We start from the raw sequence: 15,840 nt of genomic DNA on the forward strand, positions 1-15,840 counted from the left end.
TGCGGTCCTCTGTAAAATCACCAACTACTCAGAGGAAAATTTCAATCCTACGATCTTGTTTTCCAACACTGCAACATCTATGTAATTTACTTTTCCAGAGCTGGCTTTGTAAGTACGGTGAGTGACAGCGTCAATTTTTTCTTCTCCGACTTGCACCAACTGAGTGTCATTGGTGACTTTGTTAAATGACGCCTCTATTTCTGTTACGTGTTTTTCATCAAACACCTTGCGTATATCGGAACTCAGTAAAGGATCGTTTTTGCCACCCATCAAGGCAACTATTGCCGTTTTGGTTTTTTCAGTGGTAGCCGCTGAACCTTCAATTTCTTTTTCAAGAGGCAATAGGCCTGGATCAATAATACCAGCGATACGCTTAACTATATAATTGCTACGAGCAGTCTCAAGGTTTGCCAAAAAGCCAATGGAAAGGCCATTGTCAAACCTGGCATAGTGCGCATGAAATCCCTGAAACGACCCACCATGATCGATAAGCCGATGTCCGTTCACAATATTGTTGCGCCAACCAAATCCATAACCGGTAATGGGTGGAGTCCCGTCGGCCATCAAAGGCACTTCCCACTCGGCGTCGATTGACTCTTTAGACAACGGTTTATTTTTGGACAAGCATGCGTCCCAGGCAGCCAGGTCATTGATCGTCAGCAGCAGGCTTCCATCGGCGGTTTGAGCCAGGCTCTGCGAGACGGGCCCCGGATTTTCCAACTGTCCGTTATTGGAAACGTAACCGGCCGCCCGATTCGGGATAACGGTTTTCAACACGTTGACCTGCGCCGTTTGCATATCGCACTGACTGAACAGCCTTTCCCGCAGAAGATCGCCGTAGAATCTCCCGCTTGCACGCTTGATCAACATTCCCAGCGCGACATAGCCTGAGTTGCTGTAGCGATACTGAGTCCCCGGAGAGAAATCCAGTTTCTTGGATGCGAGAAGGCCAATGAGTTGCTCGTCTGTGTAGTCTTGTTTTATATCGATACTATTGAATTGCTCATAGTCGGGTATGCCAGAACGCTGTTGCATGACTTGGCGAATGGTTATTCCGTCCCACATACCTTTGGCTTCAGGAAAATAGGGTGCAATAGGATCGTCAAGCTGAAGCTTTCCGTCTTGTACCAACAGCATGATGACGGAGGAAGTAAACATCTTTCCGACCGAACCAGACTGGAAGACAGTCGCCGTCGTTGCAGGCGTTTTGCTCTCCAGATTACTAAATCCATAAGCGGAAGTATAAAGTGGCTTGCCATCTTTAAGAATTGTAATTGCCGCCCCAGGGATACGCTGCTCCCTCATGAGGAAACCCATAACGTCATCTACTTCATGGGCACTTGAGAAAGGCGCGGCATTACAAGCCGTTACCCACACTAAACTTGTGAGTAACAAACCTTTTGAGAATACAGATGTTCGTTTTTTAGAATTTTTATCCATTGTAAATCTCCAGAAAATTTCTAGTGGCTGATCATTTCTGTTATCGGTTCAAAGCTGGTCGATGGGTATGAGTATTCAGTTCTCCTTCACGCAGAAACCTACTATGGGCTTCACCTTTGATTTGTCTGATCACGCCATGGATTAATTTTTCCATAATGGATTTAAAAGTCTATTACGTCAAGCCTTAGGGAGGCAGCTTGTTCGATCCGAGAGATAGAAAAATGAGGGAATTAGCGGACGCACTGCCTGTGAATTCGACTGTCGCCGCAGAGTCGTGCCACTTCAGCACCAAGCCTGGAGGGGCGCGCCCCTGATAACTAACCTTTCGGTCACCAGAGGAAGCACACCCTGGATGCTCGGCGTTCCAAGAAAGGAAGAAAACGGCGTCTATGGATCACAAGAAGGCGTCAAAGCCGAGAATCGCGCTTTGGAGTGTGAGGACTCCCCCAGAGCCAACCGTTTTTTGAGGGTGAAAACGACAACAAATAAAAAGGGGCCGCGAGATAAAATCTCGCGACCCCTTTGAATTATATGGTCGGGACGGAGTGATTCGAACACTCGCCCCCTAGGCTCTGTACGAAAAGCAATGTCGCAAACACCGCGTGGCACAAGCCAGTGAGACCATCGTCGCATAACTTCTCGCAAGCTTGTCGAAACGCGTAACGATGCGGCGGTTCTCCTTCAACCAGCCAAACATATGCTCGATGATGTTGCGCTGCCGGTACTTGGGGCGGTCAAACAGTCTCGGCAAACCCGGCTGGGCTTGCGCTTCATGCTGCGCAGCGGGATTACCGGTTGCATCCGGTAGCGGTCGCAGTAACAACGTAGAGCCTCGGCGCCATAGCCCTTGTAGGCCAACAACCAACGGCAGCGTTTGCGGGGACGGCCGGGCAGGCTTGGGACGTAAGCCTCATCCAGCGCCGGTTGAGCATAGGCGATATCGCTGGCCTGCCCGCCTGAAAGCAGGAAGTGCAAAGGCACGCCATTGGCATCGCACAGCATGTGAATCTTGGTCGTCAGGCCACCCCGGCTGCGTCCGAGCGCGTGGTCTTGCGGTTCTTCAGCCCCCCTTTTTTCCCAGCACCAGAAGAATTCAGCCACGCGTGCCATAGAACTGGTTCAGCACTATCAGCTCAAAAACAGCCACCAGCACGCAGAATGCGACAAATCCCCGAGTGAAGACCCTGCGAGGTTTTTCGTAATGCGGAATATTGCCGAGGTCGCCGAGAAGGGATAAAAGTTCAAGTAGCCACATCAGATATCTGCCTTTTTTGCCGGATCACCAGCTCTCAACTGGGCCGCCAGCTGATTTGTACCCTCAATGGAGAATCCTGCGACTCTCTCCAATCCTGATCCGATCAAGCGCCCGGTTTAATGCATCCAAAGCATCGAGAAGGGCTTTCGCCTCAGCTTCTCGGCCCTCACCCCAGAGGCGTTCAGCCATTTTACTCAGGGCTTGGATTGATCTTTCAATCTCTGCAGCGGTCGCCGCTGCTTTACTTTCCGGCTTTTTCTTCAGCATCCAGTAACCCTTCTGCCGGGCATTGCTCGGTCTCTCAATGGTTAGCGCGAATACACCGTCCACCGGAACAAGTGCTGCTCTGTAGCCAAGTAAAGTTGTGCAGTCGTCCGATCCCAGGACTAGGAGCGCCCTTCTCGTCCATCCATCTTGCTAACGACGCGAAATTTATCACCATTGAACCACCACTCGTAATAGCCATTTCAAATTGAAACTGGACGCAGAGGCCGCCAGCCACGTCAATCGGGAGAGGTGAGAGTGAGAGTGAGAGTGATGGCTGCGGATCTATCACTTCTCCCCCGTTTCATCCGGGCTAAGCAGGCGCCGGCGTACCTGCGCATGTGTCGTGCGGTATTTGACGCAGAAGTACGCCCGCACATCCGTGAATTTCCCATTGGAAAACAAGGCGTCGCCGTCGACCGGCATGAACTGGACAAGTGATCGACGCGGCAAACAAAGTGTCAGCCACCGATTCGCGAGGACCGGCACTGACCATCTTGAGGAGGAAAGCGGGATGAGCCCTGCAAAAGTCCCTACGCGTAAAAAAGCCGAACTGGCTAGAGTTCGGCTAAGTTACTGATAAATATGGTCGGGACGGAGTGATTCGAACACTCGACCCCTAGCACCCCATGCTAGTGCGCTACCGGACTGCGCTACGCCCCGACTAGGCGTGAAACTCGTCCTTCATCTCGAAGAACGCTCAAGAATATATCGCAAGCTTTTGAAAACTGGAAGTATTCAAACGCATGAATTTATTTCTTGAGGACCACCAGCACATCTTCCAATTCGGCGATCATCTGCCGAATCATCTGTTTGTATTGAGTGGTGTCGTCTTTGGCTTCATCGCCGGACAAACGCAAGCGTGCGCCGCCGATGGTGAACCCTTGATCGTAAAGAAGCGCGCGGATCTGCCGGATCATCAGCACGTCTTGTCGCTGATAATACCGGCGGTTTCCGCGCCGTTTGACGGGGTTGAGTTGAGGAAACTCCTGCTCCCAATAGCGCAGCACGTGCGGTTTTACCGCACACAGCTCGCTGACTTCACCAATGGTGAAGTAGCGTTTGCCTGGGATGACGGGTAGCTCGTCGTTATGACTTGGTTCCAGCATAAGCCTCAACTCGGGCCTTCAACTTCTGCCCTGGACGAAAGGTGACCACACGGCGAGCCGTGATCGGGATTTCTTCACCCGTTTTCGGATTGCGGCCAGGCCGCTGGCGTTTGTCCCGAAGGTCGAAATTGCCGAAACCGGACAATTTGACTTGTTCGTTGTCTTCAAGAGCGTGCCTGATTTCTTCAAAAAACAGTTCGACCAATTCCTTGGCCTCCCGTTTATTCAGGCCCAGCTCTTCATACAGACGTTCCGCCATTTCAGCTTTCGTCAGAGCCCCCATACGTCACTTCCTTAACGTGGCGTTCAACCTTTGTTCGAGCGAGGTGAGGATGTTTTGCGTCGTGGTATTCACCTCATCGTCATTAAGAGTGCGCGATGGATGCTGCCAGGTCAAGCCGACTGCAAGGCTTTTTCTATCAGGATCAATGCCTTTACCCTGATACACGTCAAATAGCCTGAGGTCCGTCAGCCATTCCCCTGCATTTTCACGGATTACGTCCAGTACAGCACTGGCTGCGACGTCTTTTTCGGCGATCAGCGCAAGGTCACGACGCACTTCAGGAAAGCGCGACAACTCCTGGAATTTAGGCATTTTACCCAACGCCACTTCGGCCAGAACCAGCTCGAAAACGAAGACCGGACGGTCGAGACCGAGGGTTTTCGACAATTCAGGGTGGATTGCGCCAACGAAACCTACCAAACGGCCTTCGCGCTCGATGCGCGCGGTTTGACCCGGGTGCAACGCAGGGTGTTTGCCCGGCACGAACGTGAACGAATCCAGTGCACCGGCGAAGCCCAGAACCGCTTCCACGTCAGCTTTCACGTCGAAGAAATCCACGACGTCGCGGCCTTGCGCCCAGCCTTCCGGAAGACGAGTACCGCAAACGACACCTGCCAGCATCGGCTCTTGCTTCAAGCCTTCCAGCTGACCGACAAAACGCAGACCGCTTTCGAACAGACGCACGCGATCCTGTTGACGGTTCAGGTTGTGCTGAAGCGCCTTGACCAGACCAGGCCACAGGGACGAGCGCATGGCCGCCATGTCGTTGGAAATCGGGTTAGCCAGCAGCAGCGGCTCGACACCCGGATTAAACAACTCGAATTGTTTCGGATCGATGAAGCTGTAGGTGATCGCTTCCTGATAACCGCGAGCCACCAGCAGGCGACGCAGTTCAGGCAGATCGCTACGCGCTTCAGCCTTGGCTTGCGGCGCCAGACGGGCTTGCGGATAGCGAACCGGCAGACGGTTGTAACCGTACAGTCGGGCCAGCTCTTCGATCAGATCGACTTCGAGGCTGATGTCGAAGCGATGGCTCGGCACTTCAACGCGCCACTGCCCTGCCCCATCGGCAGAAATCTTCAGACCCAGGCCGCTGAGCAGGCGCTCGACTTCGGCCGAATCCATTTCCATACCCAGCATCTGAGTGATGCGTTGCGCACGCAGGGTAACCGGCGCAATCGAAGGCAGGTGCTGTTCGCTGACGGTCTCGATGATCGGGCCGGCTTCACCGCCAGTGATGTCCAGCAGCAGGCCAGTGGCGCGCTCCATGGCTTCACGGGCCAGTTGCCAGTCCACGCCACGCTCGTAGCGGTGCGAGGCGTCGGTGTGCAGGCCGTAGGAACGAGCCTTGCCAGCCACGGCGATCTGATCGAAGAACGCACTTTCAAGGAAAATGTCACGAGTGGTCGCGGTGTTGACGCCGCTGTGCTCGCCGCCCATTACGCCGGCGATTGCCAGGGCGCGGGTGTGGTCGGCGATCACCAGCGTATCGCTACGCAGGCTGACTTCCTGACCGTCGAGCAGCACCAGCTTCTCGCCCTCTTCGGCCATACGTACGCGGATGCCGCCATTGATTTCGGCGAGATCGAACGCGTGCAGCGGCTGACCCAGTTCCAGCATCACGTAGTTAGTGATGTCGACGGCCGCATCAATGCTGCGCACATCGGCGCGACGCAAACGCTCGACCATCCACAGCGGCGTAGGCTTGGACAGGTCGACGTTGCGGATGACTCGACCCAGGTAACGCGGGCAAGCGGCTGGTGCCAGCACTTCAACCGAACGCACTTCATCGTGCACGGCTGGAACGGTCGCCACGACCGGGCGGGTGACTTCAGCGGCGTACAGCGCGCCGACTTCACGGGCCAGACCGGCCAGGGACAGGCAGTCGCCGCGGTTCGGGGTCAGGTCGACCTCGATGCTGGCGTCGTCCAGGTTCAGGTATTCACGAATGTCCTGACCGACCGGCGCATCGACCGGCAACTCCATCAGGCCATCATTGCCTTCGCCCACTTGCAGTTCAGCTTGCGAGCACAGCATGCCGTTGGACTCAACGCCACGCAGCTTGGCTTTCTTGATTTTGAAGTCGCCCGGCAGTTCGGCACCGATCATGGCAAACGGGATCTTCAGGCCCGGACGCACGTTTGGCGCACCGCACACGACCTGGAAAGTCTCCGAGCCATTGCTGACCTGGCAAACACGCAACTTGTCAGCGTCCAGGTGCTGCTCGGTGCTCAGCACCTCGCCCACCACCACACCGCTGAATTCACCGGCGGCCGGCGTAACGCTATCGACCTCAAGACCGGCCATCGACAGACGGGCAACCAGCTCGTCGCGACTTACCTGCGGGCTAACCCAGCCACGCAGCCATTGTTCACTGAATTTCATCCTGCTCTCCTAAGAATTCGTTACGACTAGCGAAATTGCGCGAGGAACCGCAAGTCGTTGTCGAAGAACAGACGCAAGTCGTTCACGCCGTAACGCAGCATGGCCAGACGCTCAACGCCCATGCCGAAGGCAAAGCCCGAAAACTCTTCCGGGTCGATCCCGGACATGCGCAGCACGTTCGGGTGAACCATGCCGCAGCCCATCACTTCCAGCCAGCCAGTCTGCTTGCAGACACGGCAGCCTTTGCCGCTGCACATCACGCATTCCATGTCGACTTCAGCGGATGGCTCGGTGAACGGGAAGTACGAAGGACGGAAACGCACGGCCAGTTCTTTTTCGAAGAACACGCGCAGGAATTCTTCGATGGTCCCTTTCAGGTCGGCGAAGTTGATATCGCGATCGACCAGCAGGCCTTCGACCTGGTGGAACATCGGCGAGTGGGTGATATCGGAGTCGCTACGATACACACGGCCTGGGCAGACGATGCGGATCGGTGGCTGTTTCGATTCCATGGTGCGGACCTGTACCGGCGAGGTATGGGTGCGCAACAACATGTTGGCATTGAAATAGAAGGTGTCATGCATCGACCGGGCCGGGTGATGGCCTGGGATGTTGAGCGCTTCGAAGTTGTGGTAATCGTCTTCGACCTCAGGGCCTTCGGCGATGCCGTAGCCGATGTGGGTGAAGAACTGTTCGATACGTTCCAGAGTGCGAGTAACCGGATGCAGACCACCCGAGGTCTGGCCACGGCCAGGCAGGGTCACGTCAATGGACTCGGCAGACAGTTTGGCGGCCAGGTCGGCCTCTTCAAACAGTGCCTTGCGGGCATTGAGAACCTCTGTGACACGCTCCTTGGCAACGTTGATCAGGGCGCCGACTTGCGGACGCTCTTCTGCCGGCAAATTCCCCAGGGTCTTCATCACCTGAGTCAATTCGCCCTTTTTGCCAAGGTAGTGAACCCGGATTTGCTCCAGGGCATTGATATCTTCAGCGCTTTGCACAGCCTCTAGTGCTTGAGAGACGAGCGCATCCAGGTTTTCCATGTACAGACTCCAGATACAAAATAGGGGAAGAGCTTGAAGGCTCTTCCCCTATTTATGACGTTTAACACCTGGCCCCACAGAGGTGAGGCCGGGTGACTGTCGGGGGTACTTAAGCCAAGGTGGCTTTAGCTTTCTCGACAATCGCAGCAAACGCCGCTTTTTCGTTCACTGCCAGATCAGCCAGAACCTTACGGTCGATCTCGATGGACGCTTTTTTCAGGCCGGCGATGAAACGGCTGTAGGACAGACCGTTGATACGTGCACCAGCGTTGATACGAGCGATCCACAGAGCGCGGAACTGACGTTTTTTCTGACGACGGTCACGGTAGGCGTATTGGCCTGCCTTGATTACCGCTTGCTTGGCAACACGGAATACGCGCGAGCGAGCGCCGTAGTAGCCTTTAGCAAGTTTCAGAATTTTTTTGTGACGTTTACGGGCAATGACGCCACGCTTTACACGAGCCATGAGTTACTTCCTCTATTCTTGACTAAAATTAACGAAGGCGCAGCATGCGCTCGACTTTTGCCACGTCAGACGGATGCAGCAAGCTGCTACCGCGCAGTTGACGCTTACGCTTGGTCGACATTTTAGTCAGGATGTGGCTCTTGAAAGCGTGCTTGTGCTTGATACCGTTAGCAGTTTTCAGAAACCGCTTAGCAGCACCACTTTTCGTTTTCATTTTTGGCATGTTCGGATACTCCGCATTCAGTTGATAAACATAATCAGAAGGCCTGCCGTGCCCTGTTGATTACTTCTTCTTTTTCGGGGCGATGACCATGATCAGCTGGCGTCCTTCCATCTTAGGATGCTGTTCGACCGAACCGTACTCGAGCAAGTCACCTTCAACTCGCTTGAGGAGTTCCATCCCCAGCTCCTGGTGGGCCATCTCACGGCCGCGGAATCGCAAGGATACCTTGGCCCTGTCCCCATCACTCAGGAAACGTACCAGGTTGCGCAGTTTTACCTGGTAATCCCCTTCCTCCGTCCCTGGACGAAACTTGATTTCTTTAACCTGAATCTGCTTCTGGTTTTTCTTGGCCGCGGCAATCTGCTTCTTCTTCTCGAAGATCGATTTGCCGTAGTCCATCAGTTTGCAAACAGGGGGTACTGCATCGGCGGAAATCTCCACCAAATCCAGCTTGGCCTCTTCAGCCTTAAGAAGCGCGTCTTCAATTGACACAATCCCAAGCTGTTCACCTTCAGCCCCAATTAACCGAACCTCGCGTGCCGAGATATTCTCGTTGATCGGGGCTTTCGGTGCAGCTCGTTTATCTTGTCTCATTTCACGCTTAATAATAATTACTCCGAATCTGGGCGACCACGCCGGGAAACCGCTTGCGCGAGAAACTCAGCGAACTGGGCGACGGGCATCGAGCCCAGGTCAGCACCTTCACGAGTACGCACAGCGACAGTCTGCATCTCGACTTCCCGATCTCCGATAACCAAGAGATAGGGAACCTTGAGCAAAGTATGCTCGCGGATTTTAAAGCCGATCTTTTCATTTCTCAAGTCAGACTTGGCACGAAATCCGCTTTCGTTGAGAGTTTTTTCAACCTCGGCGGCAAAATCGGCCTGTTTGTCAGTGATGTTCATGATCACTGCCTGGGTCGGAGCCAGCCACGCAGGGAATGCACCCTCGTAGTGCTCGATCAGGATTCCGACGAAACGTTCGAAGGATCCGAGGATCGCCCGGTGCAACATCACCGGATGCTTGCGACTGTTGTCTTCGGAGACGTATTCGGCTCCCAGACGGACAGGCAGGTTAAAATCGAGCTGCAGGGTACCACACTGCCAGACGCGACCAAGGCAATCTTTCAGCGAGAACTCGATCTTCGGACCGTAGAACGCACCCTCGCCCGGCTGCAGATCGTACGGCAGGCCAGCGCTATCAAGGGCTGCAGCCAATGCGGCTTCGGCGCGGTCCCACAGCTCGTCGGAACCGACGCGTTTTTCCGGACGAGTGGACAGCTTCATCTCGACATCTTTGAAACCGAAGTCGGCGTAGACGTCCATGGTCAGCTTGATGAACGCAGCGGATTCGGCCTGCATCTGCTCTTCGGTGCAGAAGATGTGGGCGTCGTCCTGAGTGAACGCACGCACACGCATGATGCCGTGCAGTGCACCCGATGGCTCGTTACGGTGGCAGGCACCGAACTCGGCCAGGCGCATCGGCAACTCGCGGTAGCTTTTCAGGCCCTGGTTGAACACTTGCACGTGGCAAGGGCAGTTCATTGGCTTGATGGCGTAGTCGCGGTTTTCCGACTGAGTGGTGAACATGTTGTCGGCGTAGTTGGCCCAGTGCCCGGATTTCTCCCACAGGCTGCGGTCAACGACTTGTGGAGTCTTGATCTCCAGGTAGCCGTTGTCGCGCTGAACCTTGCGCATGTACTGCTCGAGTACCTGATACAGCGTCCAGCCGTTCGGGTGCCAGAACACCATGCCCGGCGACTCTTCCTGGGTGTGGAACAGGCCCAGGCGCTTGCCGATCTTGCGGTGATCGCGCTTTTCAGCTTCTTCGATGCGCTGGATGTAAGCCGCCAGCTGCTTCTTGTCCGCCCATGCGGTGCCGTAGACGCGCTGCAATTGCTCGTTTTTGGCATCGCCACGCCAGTAGGCGCCGGACAACTTGGTCAGCTTGAAGGATTTCAGGAAGCGGGTGTTCGGCACGTGCGGACCGCGGCACATGTCGACGTATTCTTCGTGATAGTACAGGCCCATGGCCTGTTCGTTCGGCATGTCCTCGACCAGGCGCAGCTTGTAGTCTTCGCCACGGGCCTTGAACACTTCGATCACTTCGGCGCGCGGAGTGACTTTCTTGATCACGTCGTAATCTTTTTCGATCAGCTGTTGCATGCGCTGTTCGATGGCGGCCAGGTCGTCCGGAGTAAAAGGACGCTCGAAGGCGATGTCGTAATAGAAGCCTTCGTCGATGACCGGGCCGATGACCATTTTGGCGGTCGGATACAGCTGCTTGACCGCATGGCCAACCAGGTGGGCGCAAGAGTGGCGAATGATCTCCAGCCCCTCTTCATCCTTTGGCGTAATGATTTGCAGCGTAGCGTCGGCGCTGATGATGTCGCTGGCGTCGACCAGCTTGCCATCGACCTTGCCGGCCACGGTGGCCTTGGCCAGACCTGCACCAATGGATGCGGCGACCTCGGCTACGGAAACCGGGTGATCGAATGAACGTTGACTGCCGTCGGGAAGAGTAATAGTTGGCATGGCGCCTCCTCTCCTAGTGGTGACCCCTACCAAAGGTCACGTGGGTTGGGATGAGCCAGTACAAGATCCGGTCCAGGCCATTCAATGACGAACGCCTGCCTTACAGCGGCAGGAGCCTTGCGGCCAACCGGAAAACCGAACCAGAGTGACTGGGATTCAAATCAGGGTTATTCGAACATCTGCCGCCACCGCGACTGAAGGTCTGCGGAGCTTGCAAATACTCGAGCCAGGCATGCTAGCACAGATGAACGGTCGTCGCGGTGCCGAGGTTTTCTGCTGGGGCAAATCAGTCCTTTTTATGCCAGAGTGCTGAACTTGAACCCCGCTTTACCCCTCAGATAACAAGACATTGACCCACAAGGAGCATCCCAGCATGCGTCTGAATCGTTTGTTCGCAGTAGTCGCCCCCATCGTCCTGTTGCTGCCGTTGGCCGCCCATGCCGATTGGCCGAAGGGCGAGCGCGAGAAATACATGGCTCAGTGCACTCAAGCGGCCACCCCTCAGATCGGCGCTGCGGCTGCAAAAGCCCACTGCGCTTGTGGTGCCGATGCCATCAAGTCATACCCGGCCAGCGACATTCAGTCGCTGATGGACAACCAGGCCAGTGACGCCCTGAAACAACAGGCCCTGACCCAGATTTCCAAGTGCAAGGCCAATAATCCGCAGAAAAAATAAGCCCGACAAGGTGTCAAAAAAGGGTTTCGCGCCGGTAAAAGGCATCTGAAAACCGCTTTTTTCGACAATTTATGCAGGTTTTACAGGTTTTTTTATCGTCTTTACTTTCGGCTGAAAGCCTTTTAAATCGGGGCTTTCAGCCACATCAGGCAACAAAGAAAGCGCGACTGTAGGGCAAACAGCACGTCCGGGGGGCTCCCAAAGCGAACATTTCGACTATGATACCCCGGTGTGCCCAGTTGGCCTGAGCAGCACAGTACTACTGAAAATATATGTTTCTTGGAGATACACCATGTCTAATCGCCAAACCGGCACCGTTAAATGGTTCAACGATGAAAAAGGCTTCGGCTTCATCACTCCTCAAGGTGGCGGTGACGACCTGTTCGTACACTTCAAAGCTATCGAAAGCGACGGTTTCAAAAGCCTGAAAGAAGGCCAGACTGTTTCCTTCGTGGCTGAGAAAGGCCAAAAGGGTATGCAAGCTGCTCAAGTTCGCCCAGAGTAATTTCTTGGCGCACTAAAAAAACCCCGTCCATGTGACGGGGTTTTTTATGGGTGAAGCAAAAGCCGGACGCTATCAGCCGCAGTTGATGCGCGTGATCACCAGGTTGGCATCGGTGTTCAGGTTCAAGCGGTCGGAGCGGTACTCCAGCGTCACCATATCGTCAGGCTTGAGGATACGGGCATTCTGCGCACCTGCGCGAACACGCGCCTGTTCCAGCAGCGCGGGCGAAGCCTTTTTGCCAATGGTGAATTCGGCAGCCTTTGCTTCGCATCGACTGTGGCCGGTATCCGTCGTCGTGACAGGGTCTGTTGCCGATTCGGTAGATGTGCTGCTGCAACCTGCCAGCAGACTAGCGGCCAACAAAGTACCCAATGACGCGAGCTTCCAAGGCATGAAGCCTCCTTTTTTCAATAGTTAAGCTGAGATCGTGCGACCGCCAATCTGGAGTTTGGTTTCACAGGCAGCGCCAGCGCCCTGCCCTCGACCCGGACAAGCGGCGAGTTTGCCTGAGCACTCCCGGTCATTCACCCCGCAATCGTGACTGAATATGACCTGCGCTCAATAAATATCGATGTAATCGAATGGTGGTGATGGCCAGTTCTCTTTCAGCGCATTGAAGATCTGCATGACCCACACTTCGTCACTGGCCGCGACCAATCCCACATACCCCGAGCCCTTGGCCCACGTCTCCAGACGAAACAGCAGCCCGCCGATGTCAGTGCCGCCCACGACACCCGATGAAATGTAAGCGATGCCGCCCTTGGTCACCCGCAATTGGGTGTGCTCATCATCACTGGCAGAGGCCAGCAGCTGGCGCACCGCCTCAAGGGTCAAGCCGTCAGGAGAGTTCAAATCAATCTGCACAGCACGGTCCTTGAAAAATCATCAAAAACCAAGTGTCGCATAGCCTTTCCCTCATGCCTAAGTCGGAGTGCCAAACACTCTGCAAAATGCTTAACTCACCCCCCAGACTTTCCCGAATTCACGAGCGCCAACATGACCACCGTAAGCATCGACGCCGACATCAAAGCCAAGTGGCCACAAGGCCACAGCTCTTACAGCCCGGGCAGTCCGGAAGAGCTGGCAATCATTGGTATCGATCTATTGGTCAAGGAACTGGGGACTGAAGCGGCGCAAACCTTCATCGCACAGATATTCGAGAAGTACCCGGCCGACTACAAGGGCGCTGAATACAACGAAAGGGAGTAACCCCGCAGGCTGGCACCTGCGGGAGTACAACTTACTTCAGACGAGCCAGACGCTGGGTCAGCAGGTCGAAGAAACCCTGGGCATCACCGCTTTCGACCCAGAAAGCGTTTTTCGGCGCTTTCAGGCCGTCATACCAGTCGACGATGGTTTGACCGAAGGTCGGGCCTTCGCGGCTATCAACCACCACATTGACCGAACGGCCAGTGAACAGCTCGGGCTTGAGCAGGTAGGCAATGACCGTGGCGTCATGCACCGGGCCACCCGGAAGACCGTAGTGCTCCATGTCGCCTTTGACGTACTCGTTGAGAATATCGCCCACCAGCTTGCTGGCATTGTTGTTCAGTGCGGCGATCTGCTTCAGGCGCGCTTCGCTGGTGAGGATCTTGTGGGTCACGTCCAATGGCAGATAGGTCAGTTTGACGCCACTTTTCAGCACCACTTCAGCAGCCTGCGGGTCGGCGAACAGGTTGAACTCGGCCACCGGGGTGATGTTGCCACCGTTGAAGTGAGCACCGCCCATGATCACCACTTCCTTGATGCCCTGAACGATTTCGGGCTCCTGGATCAACGCCAGCGCCAGGTTGGTCTGTGGACCGAGCATAGCGATGGTGATGCTGTGGGGTTTGGCGGTTTTCAAGGTGTCGATCAGGTAATTGACTGCATTGCCCTTTGCCAAACCTTGCTTTGGCTCATGCACGGTGACGCCCGACAGGCCTTCTTTACCATGAATGTTCTCGGCATAAATCGGCGTACGCATCAGCGGTTTCGGCGCACCGGCATAAACCGGCACATCCTCGCGCCCCGCCCATTCGCGGGCCAGCCGCGCATTACGCGAGGTCTTGTCCAGACGTACGTTACCAGCGACGGTGGTCAACGCGCGGATGTTCAGTTCTTCTGGTGACGCCAGCGCAAACAGCAAAGCGACCACGTCGTCGGCACCCGGGTCGGTGTCGATGATCAAGTCGATCTTTTCCGCCGCCTGGGCGCTTGTTGCGGTAATCAGGGACAAAAGCAGCAGACTCCGGAGCAGATGGTGCAGTTTCTGAGCATAGCGGTACATAGCGCACTCCTTGTGCGTGGAAAAGCAGATAGACGAAAACGAATCAGAACGTGACCCCGGCCACCAGCACGACGTTGCAGTACGGCTGACATTCGCCTGTACGAACAATCGCCCGCGCCTGTCGGCTCAGGACTTTGAATTGGTCATGACTGAGCAGCTCACGCCGACCCAGCGCACCTTCGGCATTCAGCTCATCCAGTGTCACCAGCGCCGACGGCTGCTTGTCCAGAATCTCCTGGGCCAAGACATGGCTTTCGACCTGCATTTCGCTGAGCACAACCTTCAACGTGCTGATGAAATCCGGAACGCCGTGGGTCAAGGCCAGGTCGATCAGCTCGACACCCGACGGAACCGGCAGGCCGGCATCGCCAATCACGACCATGTCGCCATGCCCCAGGGAAGCGATCAGTCGCGACAGCGCGATGTTGAGCAACGGTGTTTTTTTCATGGTGCTTTAAAGGCCTGTACGTCGGACAAAGTGGGGATCGAGGGTTGCGCGCCGGCACGGGTCACTGACAGCGCCGCAGCGACCTGGCCGAAACGGATCGCTTGCACCTCGTTTTTGCCGGCGGCCAGTGCGGCAGCAAAGCCACCGACAAAGGTATCGCCCGCCGCCGTGGTATCGACCGCCTTTACCTTCGGCGCCGGAAAGTGTTCGAAGCTGTTTCCATTGGCAAACAGCGAGCCTTGGGCACCGAGGGTGATGATCACCTTGCCGGCCCCCATGGAGATCAATCGGGTCGCCGCGACTTCGGCGGTTTCCAGTGAATCCACCGGCAAACCGCTAAGGGCCGAGGCTTCGCTCTCGTTAGGGATCAGATAGTCGATGGCCGCATACCAGTCTGCCGGCAACGGTCGGCTGGCGGGCGCCGGGTTGAGAATCACGGTTTTCCCCAGTTCACGACCGCGCTTGAGCGCATGACCGACCGTGGCATCCGGCACTTCGAGCTGACAGATGATCACATCCGCCGCTTGCAACACCGCATCGAAGCGGTCAATCACTGCCGGCGTCAGTGCACCATTGGCACCGGCGACAATCACGATCGCGTTCTGGCTGTTGTCATCGACCACAATCAACGCCACACCGCTGGCACCATCGACGGTGCTGACCGCCTGACAATCGATACGGTCGGCCAACAGCGCTCCGCGCAGTTCCTCGCCATAGGCATCGCTGCCCACGCAACCGACCATCGACACCTGCGCACCCAGTCGCGCCGCAGCAACCGCCTGATTCGCACCCTTGCCACCGGAGACCGTGGCAAACGACTCACCAATCAGCGTTTCACCGCCACGGGGCAACCGTGACGCGCGGGTCACCAGGTCCATGTTCAGGCTGCCTATCACCACTACTTTTGCTGGCATACATCACTACTCATAAATGCAATTTC

General features: G+C 55.7%; 19 protein-coding genes, 1 tRNA gene and 2 pseudogenes. 4 read left to right on the forward strand and 18 right to left on the reverse strand.

Annotation, left to right across the window (positions count from 1 at the left end):
• Positions 1-24: 24 nt before the first annotated feature.
• From KGA97_RS02330 to KGA97_RS02345, 4 genes and pseudogenes are all read right to left on the reverse strand, one after another.
• Positions 25-1,440: a serine hydrolase domain-containing protein gene (locus KGA97_RS02330; RefSeq protein WP_223480156.1), complete on the reverse strand. Its 1,416-nt coding sequence runs from the start codon at positions 1,438-1,440 to the stop codon at positions 25-27.
• Positions 1,441-2,005: 565 nt separating this feature from the next.
• Positions 2,006-2,531 (reverse strand): annotated as a pseudogene (locus KGA97_RS02335) (IS5 family transposase); the annotation flags it as partial.
• 2 nt (positions 2,532-2,533) lie between these two features.
• Positions 2,534-2,695, reverse strand: a complete 162-nt coding sequence (locus KGA97_RS02340; RefSeq protein ID WP_223452330.1) for a hypothetical protein — start codon at positions 2,693-2,695, stop codon at positions 2,534-2,536.
• A 63-nt stretch (positions 2,696-2,758) separates the two neighbouring features.
• Positions 2,759-2,962 carry a hypothetical protein gene (locus tag KGA97_RS02345; protein ID WP_223452328.1) on the reverse strand — a complete coding sequence of 68 codons (204 nt, stop codon included), beginning with the start codon at positions 2,960-2,962 and terminating at the stop codon, positions 2,759-2,761.
• Positions 2,963-3,390: 428 nt separating this feature from the next.
• On the opposite strand from KGA97_RS02345, the pseudogene KGA97_RS02350 reads away from it, so the two are divergent.
• A pseudogene (locus tag KGA97_RS02350) lies at positions 3,391-3,477 on the forward strand (integrase); the annotation flags it as partial.
• Between the two features lie 68 nt (positions 3,478-3,545).
• Here KGA97_RS02350 and KGA97_RS02355 read toward each other — a convergent pair.
• The 9 genes from KGA97_RS02355 to thrS form a co-directional block, all read right to left on the reverse strand.
• A tRNA-Pro gene (locus tag KGA97_RS02355) sits at positions 3,546-3,622 on the reverse strand.
• An 89-nt stretch (positions 3,623-3,711) separates the two neighbouring features.
• Entirely contained in the window at positions 3,712-4,068 is a 357-nt protein-coding gene (locus tag KGA97_RS02360) for a MerR family transcriptional regulator (RefSeq protein WP_003179985.1), read from the reverse strand.
• The gene (gene ihfA, locus KGA97_RS02365) at positions 4,049-4,351 is read right to left on the reverse strand and encodes an integration host factor subunit alpha (protein WP_002553164.1); all 303 of its coding nucleotides are present in this window, start codon (positions 4,349-4,351) and stop codon (positions 4,049-4,051) included. The genes KGA97_RS02360 and ihfA overlap by 20 nt, the downstream gene beginning before the upstream one ends.
• 3 nt (positions 4,352-4,354) lie before the next feature.
• Positions 4,355-6,736: a phenylalanine--tRNA ligase subunit beta gene (pheT, locus tag KGA97_RS02370; protein ID WP_223480157.1), complete on the reverse strand. Its 2,382-nt coding sequence runs from the start codon at positions 6,734-6,736 to the stop codon at positions 4,355-4,357.
• 26 nt (positions 6,737-6,762) lie between these two features.
• Positions 6,763-7,779, reverse strand: a complete 1,017-nt coding sequence (gene pheS / locus KGA97_RS02375) for a phenylalanine--tRNA ligase subunit alpha (RefSeq protein ID WP_007905876.1) — start codon at positions 7,777-7,779, stop codon at positions 6,763-6,765.
• A gap of 109 nt (positions 7,780-7,888) precedes the next feature.
• Positions 7,889-8,245: a 50S ribosomal protein L20 gene (gene rplT / locus KGA97_RS02380; protein ID WP_007905879.1), complete on the reverse strand. Its 357-nt coding sequence runs from the start codon at positions 8,243-8,245 to the stop codon at positions 7,889-7,891.
• A gap of 28 nt (positions 8,246-8,273) precedes the next feature.
• On the reverse strand, positions 8,274-8,468 hold the full coding sequence (gene rpmI, locus KGA97_RS02385; protein WP_002553160.1) for a 50S ribosomal protein L35: 195 nt from the start codon (positions 8,466-8,468) through the stop codon (positions 8,274-8,276).
• Between the two features lie 60 nt (positions 8,469-8,528).
• Entirely contained in the window at positions 8,529-9,080 is a 552-nt protein-coding gene (infC, locus tag KGA97_RS02390) for a translation initiation factor IF-3 (protein ID WP_172435341.1), read from the reverse strand.
• Positions 9,080-11,002 (reverse strand): threonine--tRNA ligase, encoded by a 1,923-nt coding sequence (gene thrS, locus KGA97_RS02395; RefSeq protein WP_008023971.1) that lies wholly within the window; start codon positions 11,000-11,002, stop codon positions 9,080-9,082. The genes infC and thrS overlap by 1 nt, the downstream gene beginning before the upstream one ends.
• Before the next feature lie 373 nt (positions 11,003-11,375).
• Here thrS and KGA97_RS02400 point away from each other — a divergent pair, with 373 nt between their 5' ends.
• Both KGA97_RS02400 and KGA97_RS02405 read left to right on the forward strand, forming a co-directional pair.
• The gene (locus KGA97_RS02400; RefSeq protein WP_192226388.1) at positions 11,376-11,678 is read left to right on the forward strand and encodes a hypothetical protein; all 303 of its coding nucleotides are present in this window, start codon (positions 11,376-11,378) and stop codon (positions 11,676-11,678) included.
• Between the two features lie 292 nt (positions 11,679-11,970).
• The gene (locus KGA97_RS02405; RefSeq protein WP_003179963.1) at positions 11,971-12,183 is read left to right on the forward strand and encodes a cold-shock protein; all 213 of its coding nucleotides are present in this window, start codon (positions 11,971-11,973) and stop codon (positions 12,181-12,183) included.
• Positions 12,184-12,255: 72 nt separating this feature from the next.
• On the opposite strand, the gene KGA97_RS02410 is transcribed toward KGA97_RS02405, so the two are convergent.
• Positions 12,256-12,576 (reverse strand): I78 family peptidase inhibitor, encoded by a 321-nt coding sequence (locus tag KGA97_RS02410; RefSeq protein WP_008037562.1) that lies wholly within the window; start codon positions 12,574-12,576, stop codon positions 12,256-12,258.
• Between the two features lie 165 nt (positions 12,577-12,741).
• Positions 12,742-13,047, reverse strand: a complete 306-nt coding sequence (locus KGA97_RS02415) for a hypothetical protein (RefSeq protein WP_008023976.1) — start codon at positions 13,045-13,047, stop codon at positions 12,742-12,744.
• Positions 13,048-13,179: 132 nt separating this feature from the next.
• Between KGA97_RS02415 and KGA97_RS02420 the strand changes: the two genes are divergently transcribed.
• Complete coding sequence (locus tag KGA97_RS02420; RefSeq protein ID WP_223434830.1) at positions 13,180-13,392, forward strand: hypothetical protein; 213 nt, start codon at positions 13,180-13,182, stop codon at positions 13,390-13,392.
• Between the two features lie 31 nt (positions 13,393-13,423).
• Here KGA97_RS02420 and KGA97_RS02425 read toward each other — a convergent pair whose 3' ends face one another.
• The 3 genes from KGA97_RS02425 to rbsK are packed head-to-tail and all read right to left on the reverse strand — an operon-like array spanning position 13,424 to position 15,814.
• Positions 13,424-14,452, reverse strand: coding sequence for a nucleoside hydrolase (locus KGA97_RS02425; RefSeq protein WP_008037564.1), 1,029 nt, complete (start codon positions 14,450-14,452; stop codon positions 13,424-13,426).
• A 43-nt stretch (positions 14,453-14,495) separates the two neighbouring features.
• Positions 14,496-14,900: a D-ribose pyranase gene (gene rbsD, locus KGA97_RS02430; protein ID WP_223480158.1), complete on the reverse strand. Its 405-nt coding sequence runs from the start codon at positions 14,898-14,900 to the stop codon at positions 14,496-14,498.
• Positions 14,897-15,814 carry a ribokinase gene (rbsK, locus tag KGA97_RS02435; protein ID WP_223480159.1) on the reverse strand — a complete coding sequence of 306 codons (918 nt, stop codon included), beginning with the start codon at positions 15,812-15,814 and terminating at the stop codon, positions 14,897-14,899. Before rbsK ends, rbsD begins: the two co-directional genes overlap by 4 nt.
• Positions 15,815-15,840: the final 26 nt, after the last annotated feature.

This window comes from Pseudomonas sp. BF-B-15, assembly GCF_019946675.1.
Taxonomy (GTDB): Bacteria; Pseudomonadota; Gammaproteobacteria; order Pseudomonadales; family Pseudomonadaceae; genus Aquipseudomonas; species Aquipseudomonas migulae.